At 70.5% G+C, this 16,090-nt stretch carries 15 protein-coding genes and 1 pseudogene; 5 read left to right on the top strand and 11 right to left on the bottom strand.

Annotated elements, in window-relative coordinates:
* Positions 1-416 precede the first annotated feature (416 nt).
* From ACFYZJ_RS10100 to ACFYZJ_RS10075, 6 genes and pseudogenes are all read right to left on the bottom strand, one after another.
* Positions 417-959, bottom strand: coding sequence for a GNAT family N-acetyltransferase (locus ACFYZJ_RS10100; protein ID WP_388565079.1), 543 nt, complete (start codon positions 957-959; stop codon positions 417-419).
* A 225-nt stretch (positions 960-1,184) separates the two neighbouring features.
* Positions 1,185-1,307 carry a type B 50S ribosomal protein L36 gene (gene ykgO, locus ACFYZJ_RS10095; RefSeq protein ID WP_028801377.1) on the bottom strand — a complete coding sequence of 41 codons (123 nt, stop codon included), beginning with the start codon at positions 1,305-1,307 and terminating at the stop codon, positions 1,185-1,187.
* Between the two features lie 43 nt (positions 1,308-1,350).
* The gene (locus ACFYZJ_RS10090) at positions 1,351-1,611 is read right to left on the bottom strand and encodes a type B 50S ribosomal protein L31 (protein ID WP_388565076.1); all 261 of its coding nucleotides are present in this window, start codon (positions 1,609-1,611) and stop codon (positions 1,351-1,353) included.
* A gap of 46 nt (positions 1,612-1,657) precedes the next feature.
* Positions 1,658-1,822 carry a 50S ribosomal protein L33 gene (gene rpmG / locus ACFYZJ_RS10085; protein WP_388565073.1) on the bottom strand — a complete coding sequence of 55 codons (165 nt, stop codon included), beginning with the start codon at positions 1,820-1,822 and terminating at the stop codon, positions 1,658-1,660.
* A gap of 316 nt (positions 1,823-2,138) precedes the next feature.
* A pseudogene (locus ACFYZJ_RS10080) lies at positions 2,139-2,983 on the bottom strand (MBL fold metallo-hydrolase).
* A gap of 164 nt (positions 2,984-3,147) precedes the next feature.
* Positions 3,148-3,627 (bottom strand): ATP-binding protein, encoded by a 480-nt coding sequence (locus ACFYZJ_RS10075; RefSeq protein WP_388565070.1) that lies wholly within the window; start codon positions 3,625-3,627, stop codon positions 3,148-3,150.
* Between the two features lie 169 nt (positions 3,628-3,796).
* Here ACFYZJ_RS10075 and ACFYZJ_RS10070 point away from each other — a divergent pair, with 169 nt between their 5' ends.
* The 3 genes from ACFYZJ_RS10070 to ACFYZJ_RS10060 all read left to right on the top strand — a co-directional run bounded on the left by ACFYZJ_RS10070 (position 3,797) and on the right by ACFYZJ_RS10060 (position 6,388).
* Complete coding sequence (locus ACFYZJ_RS10070) at positions 3,797-4,159, top strand: STAS domain-containing protein (protein ID WP_388565068.1); 363 nt, start codon at positions 3,797-3,799, stop codon at positions 4,157-4,159.
* A gap of 412 nt (positions 4,160-4,571) precedes the next feature.
* Positions 4,572-5,261 carry a GAF and ANTAR domain-containing protein gene (locus ACFYZJ_RS10065; protein WP_388565065.1) on the top strand — a complete coding sequence of 230 codons (690 nt, stop codon included), beginning with the start codon at positions 4,572-4,574 and terminating at the stop codon, positions 5,259-5,261.
* A 152-nt stretch (positions 5,262-5,413) separates the two neighbouring features.
* Positions 5,414-6,388: a trypsin-like peptidase domain-containing protein gene (locus tag ACFYZJ_RS10060; protein WP_388565062.1), complete on the top strand. Its 975-nt coding sequence runs from the start codon at positions 5,414-5,416 to the stop codon at positions 6,386-6,388.
* 277 nt (positions 6,389-6,665) lie between these two features.
* Here ACFYZJ_RS10060 and ACFYZJ_RS10055 read toward each other — a convergent pair whose 3' ends face one another.
* Both ACFYZJ_RS10055 and ACFYZJ_RS10050 read right to left on the bottom strand, forming a co-directional pair.
* Positions 6,666-7,547 carry an LLM class F420-dependent oxidoreductase gene (locus ACFYZJ_RS10055; RefSeq protein ID WP_388565059.1) on the bottom strand — a complete coding sequence of 294 codons (882 nt, stop codon included), beginning with the start codon at positions 7,545-7,547 and terminating at the stop codon, positions 6,666-6,668.
* A 313-nt stretch (positions 7,548-7,860) separates the two neighbouring features.
* Entirely contained in the window at positions 7,861-9,129 is a 1,269-nt protein-coding gene (locus ACFYZJ_RS10050) for an MFS transporter (protein ID WP_388565056.1), read from the bottom strand.
* Between the two features lie 254 nt (positions 9,130-9,383).
* On the opposite strand from ACFYZJ_RS10050, the gene ACFYZJ_RS10045 reads away from it, so the two are divergent.
* Positions 9,384-11,942 (top strand): DUF6185 family protein, encoded by a 2,559-nt coding sequence (locus ACFYZJ_RS10045; RefSeq protein ID WP_388565054.1) that lies wholly within the window; start codon positions 9,384-9,386, stop codon positions 11,940-11,942.
* Positions 11,943-12,066: 124 nt separating this feature from the next.
* On the opposite strand, the gene ACFYZJ_RS10040 is transcribed toward ACFYZJ_RS10045, so the two are convergent.
* Positions 12,067-12,774, bottom strand: a complete 708-nt coding sequence (locus tag ACFYZJ_RS10040) for an SDR family NAD(P)-dependent oxidoreductase (protein WP_388565052.1) — start codon at positions 12,772-12,774, stop codon at positions 12,067-12,069.
* A gap of 102 nt (positions 12,775-12,876) precedes the next feature.
* On the opposite strand from ACFYZJ_RS10040, the gene ACFYZJ_RS10035 reads away from it, so the two are divergent.
* Entirely contained in the window at positions 12,877-13,716 is an 840-nt protein-coding gene (locus ACFYZJ_RS10035) for a helix-turn-helix transcriptional regulator (RefSeq protein ID WP_388565049.1), read from the top strand.
* Positions 13,717-13,818: 102 nt separating this feature from the next.
* Here the strand turns inward: ACFYZJ_RS10035 and ACFYZJ_RS10030 are convergent, their stop codons facing one another.
* Together ACFYZJ_RS10030 and ACFYZJ_RS10025 are read right to left on the bottom strand one after the other, a co-directional pair.
* Positions 13,819-14,670 carry an NmrA/HSCARG family protein gene (locus ACFYZJ_RS10030; protein WP_388565046.1) on the bottom strand — a complete coding sequence of 284 codons (852 nt, stop codon included), beginning with the start codon at positions 14,668-14,670 and terminating at the stop codon, positions 13,819-13,821.
* A 632-nt stretch (positions 14,671-15,302) separates the two neighbouring features.
* The gene (locus ACFYZJ_RS10025) at positions 15,303-16,031 is read right to left on the bottom strand and encodes a hypothetical protein (protein WP_388565044.1); all 729 of its coding nucleotides are present in this window, start codon (positions 16,029-16,031) and stop codon (positions 15,303-15,305) included.
* Positions 16,032-16,090 lie beyond the last annotated feature (59 nt).

Here is a 16,090-nt window from a genome sequence, read left to right as displayed (position 1 = left end):
ACACCCGCCCCGGTCGGGCCGGTGTGCGTCCGAGATCCCGGCTGGATGCCGAGGCCGCCACTGTGGCGCCCCTCACCGCCACTGGATCAACCACACCGTTCGCGTTACAAAACACCGACATATCCGTAACGCTCACTTGTAAGGGCCATCGACCTGCGCGGGAACCGGGGTCGCAGATCCGCCACCGCGGACACCGCACTCTGGTCAGCAGAAAAGCGACGGGCAGCGGCGGACACCGCAGACCGGCCCACCGCTCCGACTCCCCCGCTCGGCCCATCCCCGTCCGTAACGGACCGGGAGCCTGCGTTCAGGGGACCCACGGCCCGCTGATTCGACACCGTCCGAGCAGGGCCGGCCCTGCGACCGTGCCGGTGCACGCCGCTTCCGCGGTGGTGGCCTGACAGCCTGTCGCAGGATCAGATGTCGCCTTGGACCAGGGCATGCAGGTGCTCGTCGTGCCATCCGTCGGCGTGCAGCAACGCGCTGCGCATGGTGCCTTCCAGGGAGTACCCGGCCTTGTCCGCCACTCGGCAGGACGCCGGGTTGGCGACCGAGTGGCACAACCGCAGGCGATGCAGGCCGAGTTCGTTCAGCGCCCACCGGCTGACACGAACTGTCGCCGCCACGGCGACACCCTCACCGCGTACTGCGGGCAGGAGCCAGTAGATGATCTCCGCACTGCCACCCTTCAGGTCGATGTCGCCCCAGCCGATCAGGCCCTGGGCCTCGCCGCCAGGCCGGGCGACGGCCCAGATCGCACTGAGCTCGGCTCGCCACCGCTGGTGCATGCGCTCGATCCTCCGACGCGCTTCGTCCAGCGAGTTCACCGACAGGCGGTTCCATTGCCGAATTGCCTGGTCCTGGTCGGCGATCAACAAGGCGCCGGCATCGCTGAGGGACCAGGGGCGCAGTTCCCACCCGCCGGACAGCCCCAGTACGGGCTGTTCCGTCTGCGCCATCCTCCCTGCGGGAACTACGGGCGGTATCGGCGAGGAAGAGATCATCGCCGCATCCTGCCACAGCCTCGGGCTTGCCTGCTCCCTTTACGCACCGTTCCGGTGCCCGTCGCGAGCCGGTCGTTCGGCGGCCCCCGCCCCGCCCTCCCGGACGCGAGGACGCGAGGCAGAAATCGGCCCGGCCCTCGAAGTGCGGGCCGGGCCGATCGTGTTCTGCGTTGCGGGCTGTCAGCCCTGACGGGCCTTGAAGCGCGGGTCCTTCTTGTTGATCACGAAGGTCACGCCGCGCCGGCGAACCACCTGGGCCCCCGGCTTGGACTTCAGCGAGCGCAGGGACTTGCGCACCTTCATGACGGGTCTCCTCTTCTGCTCGGGATCGGGACGGGGACGGCGGTCAGTGGCGGGCCGCCGCCGCGCGGCCGTAGCGGCGCTCGAAGCGCTCGACGCGACCCGCTGTGTCCACGACGCGCGAGGTGCCGGTATAGACCGGGTGGCCGGCCGACGAGATCTCCACGTCGACCAGCGGGTAGACGTGGCCGTCCTCCCACTCGGTCGTCCGGGTCGAGTGCGCGGTCGAGCGGATGAGGAACGAGGCGTTCGCGGCGCGGTCGCGGAAGACGACCGGGCGGGAGTGGGGGTGGATGTCGCGCCTCATGGTGTGTACCTCCTTGTGGTTCACCGCCCAGGGGCGGAGGCGTGGTTCAGCGTTCCTCGCGGAACTCGACGTGTCGGCCGGCCACCGGGTCGTACTTGCGCAGGACGAGCCGGTCGGGGTCGTTGAGACGGTTCTTGCGTGTCACGTAGGTGACACCGGTCCCGGCCGTCGACTTCAGCCTGACGACGGGACGCGCGCTGGTGCGTGCCATAAGGCCCTCCTTCCGCCCACATCCCCGGACGTTTGGCCCGAGCATGTCAGCTGCCTTCTCCAACCACGGGAGCCGCTCACGCATTCCCGCCAGGCCCACGCCTGCTTCGGCCCGTCACTCAGGCGCCCCCACCGCGCCTCGATCACCGGCGCTCCACCCGCCGGCCCGGCTCAAGGGACGACAGGAAACAAGCGTCGCGCGGGCAGGTGGCGGAGATGTTCCGCACTCTCCTCCAGCGCATCCAGGAGCAGGGACTCGCGGCGGCGCGCCTGAAGGACTCCATCCAGCCACCGCCCGGCCGCTGAGCGACGCCGGATCAGAAGACGGCAGGGGCCTCGTCCTTCGCGGCGCTCACCCGCGCCCGCTGTCCATGACGGCAGCGGACGAGCCGATCGCCCAGCCCCGCCTGTGCGATGGCGGCGAGGAAGTCCGCGAGCGGCGAGCGCATCACCGTGTAGTCGCCGTAGTGGACGGGCAGGATCAGGCGGGGCTGGAGGCGCCGGGACAGATCGGCTCCCTGGGCGCCGTCCATGGTCACCAGGAAGCCACCTGGCAGCAGGGTGCCGCCGAGATGCAACACGGCGAGATCGGCGGCCGGGAAGCGCTGGGCGATGGCGTCGAGCCCGTCGAACAGGAGCGTGTCCCCCGACACGTACAGCCGCAGTCGGACAGGGCCGCGCGCCGGACCGAACTCCAGCATGCTGCCCATCACCGGCGGCAGGAGCCGGCGCAGCACCGGGTGGCCGGCGTGCCGTCCCGGCAGGGCGGTGACGCGCACCTGGTCGTCACCGTGCCGGAGCGTGCAGCTCTGCCAGGTCCGCAGTCCTCCCGCCCGGCGGAACCCGTGCACGGTCCTGAGCCGACGCGCGGCGTGCGGGGTGGTGACGACGGGCAGGGAACGGTCCAGGTGCCGTCGGGCCCTGCGGTCCCAGTGGTCTCCGTGGAGGTGGGAGAGGACCACGGCATCCAGGTGCGGCAGTGCGGCGGCATCGAGGGCCGGCTCGGTGAGGCGGCGGCTCACCAGCCCGTACCCGAGGTAGGCGTACTCGCCACGGTGCAGGAAGTTGGGGTCCGTCAGGAGGGTCAGCTCCCCGTAGCGGAGCAGGACCTTGCGTTGCCGATGAAATGGATCTCGACCGAATCATCAGTGGCCTTGGTCATGGCCGCCCCGTCCGACGGAATCGCGGCACGGTTCCGTCCGTCGTATCGCTGCCTGCCGTGCTCCCCTGTCCCCGTCGCCGGTCCGTGCCGAGCACCCCTCCCCGGCGTCCCGCAACGCGCGGTGTCACCGCCGGGCCCGCCGGGAGGCCGGGGCGGCATCAGCCTTACCGGGCGCGGCGTCCGGTGAGGTCGACGAGCGGCTCGTCCAGCAGGGCGATCCGGGCGGTGATGCGCTTGCCGACCGGTTCCCGGCGTGCCTCGAACCCCTGCACGACGGCCATCACGATCTCCAAGCCGTGCTGCCCCACCCGGCCGGGATCGGCCGCCCGGGCCACCGGCAGTACCGGATCGCTGTCCCAGACCTCCACCTCCACCGCCCCGTCGGCTATCCGTACCTCCAGCAGCACCGGACCGGGCGCGTACTTGCGGGCATTGGTGACCAGCTCGCTGACCACCAGTTGCGTCAGGTCCACCGTCCGCTCCGGCACGAGCACCCCATGGACGGCCTCCACCCGGGCGAGGAAGTCGGCCGCCAGATGACGGGCCTCCGCGATGCACGCGCCGTCGCCCTCCAAGGCGGCCGTGACGTGCACATACTCACGCTCTGGTGCTATCCGTTCCTCCCCGAGGACATCTGGTTCCATCCGAATCACCTTCGCTACCCCGTTCACACGCCCGCGTATACCCACTCCCGCGCCGTCCAGACCTGCGGCACCCAAGTCGCGGGGCGTCGGGAGCATCCCCCGTAGCATCGTGGGCAGCATCTCCTGGGAAGCAGTGGCTTGAAGATCACCGAGCGTTGTTGAGGGACGTGTGACGGACACCGACGAACTGGCAGAACCGAACCGCCTGTCGATCACCAGCGCTCTGGTCGACGGCGTCACCGTGGTCACAGTGAAAGGCGAGATCGACCACAACACCGTCGGCGCTCTCCGCCAGGCCCTGACGCCTCCCTCCGGCACCACCGCGCCGCGGACCGTCGCGGACCTCAGCGGCGTGACCTTCCTGGACTCCGGCGGCATCACCGTCCTCATCGCCGCCCGGCAGGCCCACGGCGATCGCGGGTGGTTGCGGCTGGTCGGCGTTCAGCAACCCGTCCTGCGCGTCCTGCAGCTGGTCGGTCTGGACTCCCTCATCGACTTCCACCCCACCCTCCGCGCCGCCCTGGACGCGTGACAGGCACCCACCTGAACGGTGTCGCGCTGCGGCGGCCATCGGCCCGGAGCCGGCGGACCCACGGCATGAGCCGACGTGCACGAACAGGGAATGCCGTCGTCGTCCACCGGGTCACCGTCGCGCAGCCCGGTGCGCGCTCGACGCACCCGCTGAATGGTGGCGATGTGGCGTGCTGGTGCGGCACCCCGGATCACACGGTGCGACACGCACCGGGCCTCAACGGGGATACGGCACCCCGGCGACACCGAGCTGATCCGGAAGACAGGTCCTAGGGTGGCGAGAGGAAGGGTGGAGGGCTCGAGGGGTGACGCGGGCGCTGCCGGACCTGATACTCGCCGCTGAGCTGTGCGACCCGGATCCGCGGCCCGGCCGGCCTGGGAGCCGGAAAGCCATCGACAGCATGGAGGGCGCTATGGACTGGCGTACGTTCGCGCAGCAGATGGCCTCCATGGCACGTGACCTGCTCGCCCAGGACTCGGTCGATGCCACCCTGGAGCGGATCACCGCCTCGGCCATCGAGCTGGTGCCGGGGTGCGACGCGGCCGGAATCCTGCTGCTGTACGGCAGGCGGGTGCAGTCGCTGGCGCCCACCGAGGACCTGGTCCTCCTCAGCGACCAGCTCCAGGAAAGCCTCGGGGAAGGCCCCTGCTTCGACGCAGCTCGCATCCGCGACGGGGAGAGGGTGTTCCGCATCGCCGACCTCACCCAGGAGCATGCACGCTGGCCCGGCTACGCGCCGCGGGCGGCCGAGCTGGGGGTCGGCAGCATCATGGGCTTCCTGCTGTTCACCGAGGACGAGGACCTCGGCGCGCTGGATCTCTACTCCCGCCGGCCGGGCGCGTTCACCGAGGCCGGGGAGACCGCCGGATGGCTGCTGGCCTCGCACGCCGCGGTCGCCTTCTCCAGCGCACGCACCCACGCACAGCTGGAGCAGGCGATCGCCACGCGGCACACGATCGGCGAGGCCATGGGCATCCTCATGGGCAGCCACCACCTCACCGAGGACCAGGCGTTCGATGTGCTGCGCCGCTACTCCCAGGAGAAGAACATCAAAGTGCGCGAGGTCGCCCGGCTGATCTGTGAGAAGGGCGCTCTTGCCTGACCTGTCGGACGTCCCCTCCCGCAGCACCTTCATCCGATTCCCATCCGTCTCCCATCCGGGCATCACAGGGAGGCGCGATCCTCCTGCACATCTGAGGCAGGTGGGGGTACCAGAGGGCAGACGACAGGGCCCTGGGGAGGCGGGACGAGCGCATGACGATGCAGCGGGCGACAGACAGTGGCAGGCGACGCACTGGAGGCGCCCGGTATCGGAGACCGGCGCTCGTTCTGGGGTGCGTCGTGGCATGCCTGGTGGCGTGCACCGGTGGCGCTACGGCTGCCGGCAAGATCTTCGGCCTGAGCGCCGCGAACGCCAGGCGGACCGCGACCTCACCGCGGCATTCCGGCGGCGGGGGCCAGCGGCCGCCGTCCACCGCCGATCGGAAGGCGACCCCCTCACCGACCGCCTCACCGGCCCCGTCGGTCGCCCCGGCCCGACCCTCGCCACACGCCACCGCGTCCCCGTCTCAGCAGGCGGCTCCCCTGGGCGTCTCACGGACGGTTCCGGCTTCCCAGCTTCCCCCGCAGGTGGGGGCGTTGTTCGACGGTGGCCTGAACGGGTCGCATCACTGCACGGCGAGCGTGGTGAACAGCCCTGGCGAGAACCTGATCGTGACGGCCGCGCACTGCCTCGGTTCCACATCGGACGTCTTCGTGCCGGCGTACCACGACGGTCTCGCCCCCTACGGCGTGTGGCATCTGCAACGCATCGTCGTCGACGCCCGGTGGACCGACGACTCCAGCCCGGACGACGATGTGGCATTCGCCGTGGTAGCCCCGCTCGACGGGCGCACCATCCAGTCGGTGGTCGGCGGCTACACCCTCGGCATCGACCACGGCACGGGCGGTCATGTCACCATCACGGGCTACCCGGAGACGGCACAGGACCCGGTGACCTGCACCAACCACATATCCTCGGTCAGCAGCACCCAGAACGAGATCTACTGCACCGGCATGACCGGCGGCACCAGCGGCAGCCCGTGGGTCACCGACGACAGCCCGGGCACGGTGATGGGAGTCATCGGGGGCTACGAGCAGGGCGGTGACACCGCCGACGCCTCCTACAGCGTCGCCTTCGGCGAGAGCGTCCAGAGCCTCTACCAGGAAGCGAGGTCGGGCGACAACTGAACGAGGGCGCGTCGCCGCCCCTGTCCACTGTCGTCGAGGATGCGCCGCTTCTTCGGAACGAGCCGCTTCTTCGGAACGAGCCGCTTCTTCGGAGCGAACAGGAATGAACACGACCGCCAGGGGTAGCCGCCCTGGCGGCAGGGTGATCGGGGCGGCGTGTTCCTGGGGAGGTCACACGCCGTCCCGCACCTTCCGCCCGAGCACCGCCTGTGCCGCCCGCCGACGGCCCGCCGGCCTGGTGGTCGAGGCTCGCCGTGTCGGGTTTCTCGCCGACGCCTCAGTCCAACTCGGCCAGCCGTCGCACGGCGGGAGCCACGAAGGTCTCCATCCACGGGGAGGTGGCGCCCGTGCGGGGCGCGAGGATCACCGTGTCGATGCCGAGCTTGGTGTAGCCGGAGATGTCCCTGGTGAAGGCGTCCACGTCGCCCTCGGTGGCGGGTGTTCCCGAGTACGTCACCGTCCTGCGGATGGTGACGTGGTCGCGGCCGACGTCGTCGCAGTGGCGGCGCAGCACGTCCAGCTTGTGCGCGACCTCTTCCGGCGTCGTGGCGAACAGGTTGCAGGCATCCGCGTAGCGGGCGACGAGCCGCAGCGTCTTCTTCTCACCCCCGCCGCCGATGAGGATCTCCGGGCGGGGAGAACTCACCGGCGGCGGCACGCACAGCGTCTCGGACAGCTGGTGGTATCGGCCCTCGAACGGTCCGTTGTTCTCCGTATCCCACATCTGCAGGCAGATCCGCAGCGTTTCCTCGAGCCGCTCGAACCGTTCCGCCAGCGGCGGGTACGGCACGCCCAGGCCGTGGTGCTCGCGGTCGTACCAGGCGGCCCCGATCCCCAGCGTGGCCCGGCCGCCGGACAGTACGTCGAGGGTCGTGGCGATCTTGGCGAGGAGTCCGGGGTGACGGTACGTGACTCCGGTGACCAGTGCGCCGAGTTGCACCGTGGAGGTCCGGGCGGCCAGGTATCCGAGGGTGGTGTACGCCTCCAGCATCGGCGCCTCGGCTCCGCCGTTGAACTCCATCTGGAAGTAGTGGTCCATGACCGACAGCCAGCTCACGCCGGCCGCCTCCGCCGCGGCGCCTGCGGCGGCCAGCTCGTCGCGCAGCGCGCCGCCGCCCTCGGGGTGGTCGAACCGGTTGATGTGCACGCCCACGTGCATGTCCGTCTCCGTTCACAGTCACCCGTAACGTCCTCGACCCTCGCGACACTAGATCTTCGAGTGTTCTCCAAGTCAAGGCCATCGGGTGTGTCGGCAGGTCGTGCGTGGCCGCCCGAGGTGAGTTCGGGGCGCGCCCGGCGGCGATGACGGTGGCGCGCGAGTGTGAAGGTCGGAGCGGATGGGGGTCAGGGCGGATGGGCGTCAGGCTGGACGGGGGTCAGGGCGGATGGGCGTCAGGCTGGATGGGTGTCAGGGCGGATGGGTGTCAGGGCGGATGGGCGTCAGGGCGGATGGGTGTCAGGGCGGATGGGTGTCAGGGCTGTGCGGCGTCGGTCGCCGCGTCGGCCGGGGCCTGCGTGCCCGTGCTGCCGAACCGGATGCCCTTGGCCTCCTTGCCGACCGCGCTCAGCAGGATGACCACGGCCAGGGTCGGCAGGATGGTCCATGCCATCGCCGCCGGATAGCCGTGTCGCCCGGCGAGGGACTCCTGGATCGGCAGGTTGAGGGCGGCGATCAGGTTGCCGAGTTGGTAGGTGACGCCCGGGTAGAAGCCCCGGATGGCGTCCGGGCTCATCTCGGTCAGGTGCGCCGGGATGACGCCCCAGGCACCCTGTACGCACACCTGCATCAGGAAGGAGGAGAGCATCAGCCAGCCGACGCTGGTGGACAGGACGAAGAACGGCACGACGAGCAGCCCGCCCGCCGCAGCGATCATGATCGTACGGCGGCGGCCCAGTCGCTCGGAGTAGGCGCCGAGCAGCACACCACCGAGGATGGCGCCGATGTTGTACACCACGGCGATGGCGATCGAGGTGTTCGCGGACAGGCCCAGGCCCTTCTTGACGAAGGTCGGGTAGATGTCCTGGGTGCCGTGCGACATCCAGTTGAAGGCGGTCATCAGCGCCACGAGGTACAGGAAGCGCCGCAACACCGCCGGGTTCTTGAACACCTGGTACGCGGGGGTGCGGTTGAGCCGGACGCTCCTGGCCCACACCTCGCTCTCCTCGACCCGGGTACGCACCCACAGCGCGACCAGTGCGGGCAGCAGGCTGAAGGCGAACAGTCCCCGCCAGCCGAAGGCGGGCTCGATGACGAAGAACGCGACGGCGGCCAGCAGATAGCCCAGGGAGTACCCGCTCTGCAGCAGTCCCGACCAGAAGCCGCGCCGGTGCGCCGGGATCTTCTCCATGGCCAGCGCCGCGCCCAGACCCCACTCGCCGCCCATTCCGATGCCGTACAGCAGGCGCAGCACCAGCAGCACGGTGTAGTTCGGCGCGAAGGCGCAGGCGAAGCCGACGACCGAGTAGAAGACGACATCGGTCATGAGCGGGACGCGGCGACCGCGGCGGTCGGCCCACATACCGAACAGCAGGGCACCGACCGGGCGCATCACCAGGGTGACGGTGGTGAGGAAGGCCATGTCGGTGAGGGAGACGTCGAAGTCCTTGGCAATTTCGCTGTAGACGAGAACCACCAGGAAGTAGTCGAACGCATCCATCGCCCAGCCCAGATAGGCGGCGACGAAGGCATGGCGCTGGTCCTTGGTGAGCCCCGCTGCCTGCTCTCTGACGGTCTTCAGCATGACGACCTCCCGCGGTCCGCAGGTGAGGCTAGGCACGGGCGGCGGAGCAGGGCAACGGTGGGGCAGCAAAACACCGGCCACGATTGCACCAAAGGCGCCACGGCCGCCGCCTGTCGTCGGGGACGGAACCGGATCGGGGAGAGGGCACCGGAAGTGGGTCCGGCCAAGAGGATTGCTCTCACCGTCGGATCCGCCTGCAGGGCAGTGGATCTCCGTCCATCATGGGGTCGGGTCAACTACGCACCCGGGGAGGCGTGTTGCGAACCTGCGTGGCCGTGCTCATCGCAGTGCTGCTCGGTGCCTTTGCCGCGCCCCTGCAGGCACATGCCTCGGACGACGCCTGCGCGAGCCGGAGCCTGGCCCACGGGGCGGCGAGCGCCTCCGTGCGGCTGGAGGACGACAAGGGCACGCAGACCAAGATCGTCAGCAGCCTGACCGTTCATGTGCCCACCGAGTGGCGGTACGCCACAGGTCTGCTGCTGGGCGAGGACTCCGAGCAGTACCGGCGGGCGATGCGTTGCCTGATGAGAGGGCCGGAGTCGCAGTTCCAGTGGTGGGACGAGTGGCGGTCCCATCGCCCGGAGATCAGGTCGGAAAGGAACGGCACCAGAGTCCAGGTCGACACCTACGCCTGGGCCGGCCACCAGGGCACCACCTGGGTCGGCCCCTGGGACATCGACATCGGCAACGACTACTGGAGCATCCGGCTCAATCCGGCCCCGGCCTTGCAGCATGTCCGATGGTCGTCCGTCACCGTGGAGCCGGGCTCCTCCAGCGCCGTCTCGGCCGAACCCCGTCCGACGAGGGGCGAGGGCGAGTCCGGGTTGGTGTGGGAGCCGAGGCCGGGCGCGAACATGCCGGCGGTGCGGGTGCGGCTGGACCCTTCCTGGCAGCGTTCCTGGGCCGCTCAGGGAGATCGCCTGCGCTTTTCCGTGCCCGACGAGATCAGTGGGTGGACGTGGTTCGTGGCGGCGATGCTGCTCTACGCCGCCCGCAGGACCAGAGCGGCCGGGCCGCTGTCGCCGGAGGAGACCGACCGGGTCACCATGGCTGAGCTGTGGGCATGGATCGCCGTGGTGGTGATGCTGCTCACCTCGGGCGACAACGTGTTCTACACCGTGATGCAACGGCTCTTCGGCGATGAATGGGCCAACCGGCAGGCGCATTACGCCCTTGTCGACAACATCGTCCTGGGCTGGATCCTCCTCCTCGTGGGCCGCCCGCGGCGACGCACTCTGTGGCTGGCCGGCGCCGCGCTCACCCTGCCCGGCCTCACGGTGGCGCTGCGCCCCGAGGCCCTCGGACTGACCGCGGACGCCTTCGTACCCCGAAACGCTCACGACGAGGCCGTGTTGGGGCTGTTCACCGCCACGGGCTGTGTCTTCGCCCTGCTCCTCATGGGATCCGCGGCCTTGGGTTGGCGGCTTGCTGGTTCCGCCGGACTGATCCGCCCCGTCCCGCCCGCCACTTCCCAAGTGCCGCCCCGGCCACGCGAGCTGTCCCTGCGGTGGACCGCGCCATCGGTCCTTCTCACCGTGGCGGTGATCGGTCTCTGCGTGGCGAACACCAGCGAGCGGGCCTGGCAACGCGCCTCATGGCTGAGTGAGCGCGCGAACGTCCACTATGGCATCGACCATCTACAGGCGCTGCGCAACGAACTGGCCTGGTTCGCCGTCAACAGCCGGGACTGGTGGTCAGGTTACATCTGGCTGTTCAGCGGACTGGCGATCCTCGCTGTCATTCGGGCCAGAGCCCACAGCCCAGCGGCCTCACCGCTGAACCCCGGCCCGGTCGAAAAGCTGTGGATGCTCATCCTCTTCCCGGTCATGGTCGGACTGAGTCTTGGGGTGTATGTCGGCAACGACGCTGCGAACAGCCTGTGGTTCTTCGTGAACCTCGGCTCCTTCGGCCTTGTCCTCACCGTGTGCAGAGGCACGGCAGTGCTCGAACGACCACTGCGGCGTTCCGGTGAACCCTTGAGCAGGACGATCTCATCGCAGCGGCAGCAACTGCTCGACCGAGCCCGTAGATACCGGGAGATACATGCCAAGCTTCGCCGCCTCGATCAGGGGCAGTCGGACGACGGGGCGATGGACAGGCGGACATGTGAACGTGAGCTGCGCAGCCTCCATCGCTGGAGGAACTCCACCGGAGCGGCGGACGAACTACCTCTCGACGTCTCGGTCGTCGATGCGGCGCTCGCTCTGGGACCGCACGACACTTGGTGGGAGAACGGCCGGCGGGCCGCCCGGCTCGCCGCATTCGTCGGGCTGCCCGCGAGCGCGCTGATCGTATGGGCCGAGCAGCTCAGAGGGGATGCCTTGACGTCTACTCTGTACTACGGCTTCGGCCTGCCCGACACACTCATGGACTGTCTCTACTGGGAAGTGACATGGGCCGTGGCCGGCTTCCTGCTCGGTGCGCTCTGGCGTCGGCTTCCGGGACGCCGCGGACCCATGCGGAGCCTGCCTGTCGCAGCCGCTTTCGCCCTTCCCGTAGGCCTGGACGCCATCGGCAACCTGATCTCCCGGGAACCCCAGACCCACCTGGCCCTGTACGCCGTGGCCATGCTCACCGTGCTCACGGTCACCGGCATTGTCCTGGACCTGGAGACCTTCCGTGGTGAACGGCATTACTGGCAGAGCCGCCTCGGCCTGCTCCTGTCCATCTACCACATGCGGTACTTCTCGTTGCAGGTGGCTTATCTGCTCGCCCAGCTCATCGCCCTTTTCACTCTCTGGCAGTTCTTCACGGACGCGGGCGGACCGCCGGAGCAGGGAGCGAACCCTCCCGTGAGCGGGTCCGGTGCGTAGACGCCAGGCGACCGCCCGAGGGGCCCGGGGGGCGACGGCGCAGCACCGGCCGCGTCACCGGACCTGACCCCGGCCCGCCTCGCCATGCCCGCCCGGCGGTGGGCATCGGCAGGGTGACGGGCACTCACCAGGGCAGTGGTCCGGCGGCGTCGACGTAGCCTCCTGTCGGGCCGTCCGGGCCCACCTGGGCCATACGGACGATGATCTCGGCTCCCTCCTCGACGGTCTGCGTACCTGTGCGGCCGTTCAGGTCCGTCGCGGTGTAGCCGGGCTCCACCGCGTTTATCCGCATGTTCGGGAACGCCTTGGCGTACTGCACGGTGATCATGTTGACCGCGGCCTTCGACGCCGGATAGGCGACACCGGGGTAGGCGTACGCCGGCGTGCCCGGGGTGGCGAGGCGGGTGAGCGAGGCCAGGCCGCTGCTGACGTTGACCACGACCGGTGCGGCGGACCGCTCCAGCAGCGGCAGGAACGCATGGGTGACGCGCACCAGGCCGAAGACGTTGGTCTCGAACAGGCGACGCATCACATCCGCGGTGGTCCCCGCCGCACCGGTGACGGTGTTGCCTTCGCCGCGTTCCTCGATGCCCGCGTTGTTGACGAGCACGTCCAGTCCGCCGTCGGCCTCGATGGACTTGACGGCCGCCGCGACGGACGCGTCGTCGGTGACGTCGATGAGGACCATGCGCGCGCCCAGCCGGTCGGCGGCGCGGCGTCCGCGTTCGGCGTCCCGGCTGCCGACGTAGACGGTGTGGCCGGCGGCGAGCAGCCGGCGGGCGGTTTCGTGGCCCAGGCCCTTGTTGGCCCCGGTGATCAGTGTTGTCGTCATGTCCCCAGCCTCCGCGCGGGCGGCGCGGTCAGCCAGGCGTCCCGTGTTCCTGGGACTGCCGGTACCAGGCACAGCGGGCGGCGCGGGGGCACACTGGTCGACATGGCGACGGCGGAGTTCGGCAGGGCGGTGCGCCGCTGGCGCGACCGGGTCTCGCCCGAGGCCGCGGGGCTGCCCGCGGGCGGGCAGCGGCGCGCGGCGGGGCTGCGGCGTGAGGAGCTGGCCATGCTGGCCGGCATCTCCGTCGACTACGTCACCCGCCTCGAACAGGGCCGCGCCTCCAACCCGTCGACGCAGGTCGTCGACGCCCTCGCCCGGGCCCTGCGGTTGTCGGGCGACGAGCGGGCCCACCTGTTCCGGCTGGCGGGGCTGGCGCCGCCCGGCCCGGACACGGTCCCCGCCTACATCACCCCGAGCGTCCAGCGGATGGTGGACCGGTTCACCGGGACGCCCGTCGCGGTCTACGACGCGACCTGGACGCTGCTGATGGCCAACCCGCCGTACGCGGCCCTGATGGGCGACCCGTCGGGGTGGCGGGGCAACGAGCGCAACAGCGTGTGGCGGCACTTCGTCGGCTCGGGCACCCGGGCCCGGCACAGCCCGGAGTCACGGCGTGCCTTCGAGGCGGCACTGGTGGCGGACCTGCGCGCGGCCGCCGCCCGCTATCCGGCCGACGAGCGGCTACGACGGCTGATCGGGGAACTGCGGACGCACAGCGGACGGTTCGCCGAGCTGTGGGACACCGGCGCCGTCGGCCGTCATGAGGCTGCGCGCAAGACCATCGACCATCCGCGCGTGGGCGCCCTGACGCTGGATTGCGACGTGCTCACCGTGGCGGGCAGCGATCTGCGCATCATGGTCTACACGGCCGAGCCGGGAACCGAGGACGCCGAGCGCCTCGCCCTGCTCACGGTGCTGGGCACGCAGACACTCGCCGGATAGCGGTCCCGGTGAGGAGGAGCGCGGCTGGGAAGCCCCACAGACGGCGGGTGGGTGCGCACAGCCCGCCCTCTTCAGCACCGCGCCGGAGCGTGAGGCGTGCCCTCAGCGGGCGTCCGCGAACGTGCGGTCCGCCCAGTCGGTGAAGCCGGTCCAGGGGATGTCGGGATGGGCGTCGTGCAGTGCGGGGATGTCGATCCGGTAGCCGGGCCCGTTGAGGAACGTCCACATCGCGTGCATGTCCGGATTGCCCACCGCCGCCAGCGGCACCCGCACATGGCGGACCTGGCGTCCCAGGGCCGCCCCGAGCGCGGCCGCCATGTCGGCGGGCGTGGGGGCGTCACTGGCCAGCTCGATGCGGTGCCCCGCGTACGGGCCGGGGTTCAGGAGCACCGCGGCCGCGAAGGCGCCGAGGTCGGCGCGGTCGAGCTGCTGCAACGGCCGGTCGGAGGGCAGCGGCAGGTAGAGCACACCGTCGAGGATCTCCTCGGCTCCGCCCAGCGCGTTGTCGTAGAAGTAGGTCGGCCCGAGGATCGTGTACGGCACATCGCCCGACACCAGCTCGGCCTCGATGCGTGCCTTGCTTTCGAAGTGCGGCACCCCGCTGTCCTGGTCGGCCCCGGCCACCGAGCTGAACACGAGATGCGGCACGCGCCGCTCGTGCGAGGCGGCCAGGATCGCCCGCCCCTGGGCGACCTCCGCCTCGGGGCCGGCCTCGAAGGGAGTCGTGAACGCGAACACCGCGGCCACCCCACGCATGGCCGCGGCGAGTGACTCGCGATCGCTCAGGGACCCCACCACGATTTCGGCGCCTTGGTCGGCCAGTTCCCTCGCGGCACTGCGCGCGGGATCCCGCACCAGGGCCCGGACCCCGGCCCCTCGGGCGAGCAGGGCCTCGGTCACCGCCCTGCCCTGGCCACCGGTCGCCGCAAGCACCAGGATCGGCTCGTCGACCATGGGGAACTCCCTTCTCGGGGAAACGCTCGGCAGTTGATCACTGGCGACCGACCCCACGGTATCCATCCACCCCGGACGACACGCTCAGCCCACGCCGTGCCTCGAAGGCAGCGCCCGGTGGGACAGGCGCGTGGGACAGGCGGTGCGGGGAGGTTCGGGCCGTGCTGGGTGACGTGGTCGGCATCGGTCACGCACATCCTGGTGCCGCGGACGGCGATGAAGGGTGTGCCCGGGCCCGGCGGACGCGGACAGGTCATACCTCGTGCACGGACAGGCAACGTGCCCGTGCCGTTCGTCCCTACCTTTTCCTCGGCGCCGGCGGCTCTCCACCGGCCCGGAACCATCGACGGGTCCCTTCCGGCGGCATCCCTCGTACGAGACACCGCCCACCCCGGGGCCTCTCGCGCCCCGTCCCCGACCTCTCTCACCCGCGATCGTGGCCGGCCGCCTGCCGACGGGCGCGGGTGCGCCCGAGCGCGTCAGCCGACCGCGCTCGGAGAGGTGGCCGACCGGCGCGCCGTCCGCTCCACGTGTGCGCGGAAGCCGCGCGGCTCACCTCCGGTGACCCGCCGCACGGTGTCGGTGGTGCGGTCCTCGGCCCCTTCGGCGATGGCCCGGTCCGATCCGGCCGCTCACCTGAGGATGTTCACCGCCCGTGCGACCACCAGCGCCACGGTCAGCAACGAGATCGATGCCTGTGACGCCATCAGCAGCTTGGCCCAGCGGGACAGGGGCATGGTGTCCGTCGGGCTGAAGGCGGTCGCGTTGGTGAAGGACACATAGAGGTAGTCGGCGAACGCCGGTTCCCAGTCCGCCGGCGCCAGCCCCCCGCTCTGCATCTGGGGGAAGAGGAAGTCCGGGTACTCTTGGTGGCCGCCGGCGCGGGCCGTCGGTCCGCCCCTGTCCCACTCCCAGTACCACAGGGCGAAGACGATGACGTTGGTCAACCAGATGCTCGCCCCCGTCATCAGCAGTGCTCCGGCGTCGCTGCCCTCGGTGCCGCGCACCAGCCCCCTGATCAGCTGCGCCGCCGACCAGCCGTTGGCGACGCTGACGAGGGCGGCCAGCGTCAGCCCGCCCGCGCGGAGCACCGAAGCGGCCAGCGCCGCTCGGATCCGGAAGGCGCACAGCAGCACGACCAGCAACAGCAGTTCCAGTGAGGGCAGCAGCCATTCCGGCCGAAAGGCCAGCCGCTCGGGGAGCAGGAGTTGCAGAGCGACCGCGGCGAGCACCGCCCCGCTGACGGCCCAGCGTGACTCGTCACGGGTGGGCCGGCGCCAGGCCGGAACCTGGCGGGCCTCGGTGAGCAGTTCTTCCAACCGGGCAAGTCGCTCGTGCAGAGCCCTGGACTCTTCGTTCACGAATCCAGTGTGACGTCACCGGGACACGAGCGGTCGGGGGCATCCCGCCAGGCGCCGGG

The sequence above is a fragment of the Streptomyces sp. NPDC001848 genome (genome assembly GCF_042891915.1).
GTDB lineage: Bacteria > Actinomycetota > Actinomycetes > Streptomycetales > Streptomycetaceae > Streptomyces.
This window is presented reverse-complemented; position numbering and strand designations above follow the sequence as displayed.

Excerpts from the sequence above, each read along its gene's own strand:
- ACFYZJ_RS10100 (WP_388565079.1), bottom strand. The coding sequence starts at position 959 with ATGGCGCAGACGGAACAGCCCGTACTGGGGCTGTCCGGCGGGTGGGAA.
- ykgO (WP_028801377.1), bottom strand. The coding sequence starts at position 1,307 with ATGAAGGTGCGCAAGTCCCTGCGCTCGCTGAAGTCCAAGCCGGGGGCC.
- ACFYZJ_RS10090 (WP_388565076.1), bottom strand. The coding sequence starts at position 1,611 with ATGAGGCGCGACATCCACCCCCACTCCCGCCCGGTCGTCTTCCGCGAC.
- rpmG (WP_388565073.1), bottom strand. The coding sequence starts at position 1,822 with ATGGCACGCACCAGCGCGCGTCCCGTCGTCAGGCTGAAGTCGACGGCC.
- ACFYZJ_RS10075 (WP_388565070.1), bottom strand. The coding sequence starts at position 3,627 with ATGGAACCAGATGTCCTCGGGGAGGAACGGATAGCACCAGAGCGTGAG.
- ACFYZJ_RS10065 (WP_388565065.1), top strand. The coding sequence starts at position 4,572 with ATGGACTGGCGTACGTTCGCGCAGCAGATGGCCTCCATGGCACGTGAC.
- ACFYZJ_RS10060 (WP_388565062.1), top strand. The coding sequence starts at position 5,414 with ATGACGATGCAGCGGGCGACAGACAGTGGCAGGCGACGCACTGGAGGC.
- ACFYZJ_RS10055 (WP_388565059.1), bottom strand. The coding sequence starts at position 7,547 with ATGCACGTGGGCGTGCACATCAACCGGTTCGACCACCCCGAGGGCGGC.
- ACFYZJ_RS10050 (WP_388565056.1), bottom strand. The coding sequence starts at position 9,129 with ATGCTGAAGACCGTCAGAGAGCAGGCAGCGGGGCTCACCAAGGACCAG.
- ACFYZJ_RS10040 (WP_388565052.1), bottom strand. The coding sequence starts at position 12,774 with ATGACGACAACACTGATCACCGGGGCCAACAAGGGCCTGGGCCACGAA.
- ACFYZJ_RS10035 (WP_388565049.1), top strand. The coding sequence starts at position 12,877 with ATGGCGACGGCGGAGTTCGGCAGGGCGGTGCGCCGCTGGCGCGACCGG.
- ACFYZJ_RS10030 (WP_388565046.1), bottom strand. The coding sequence starts at position 14,670 with ATGGTCGACGAGCCGATCCTGGTGCTTGCGGCGACCGGTGGCCAGGGC.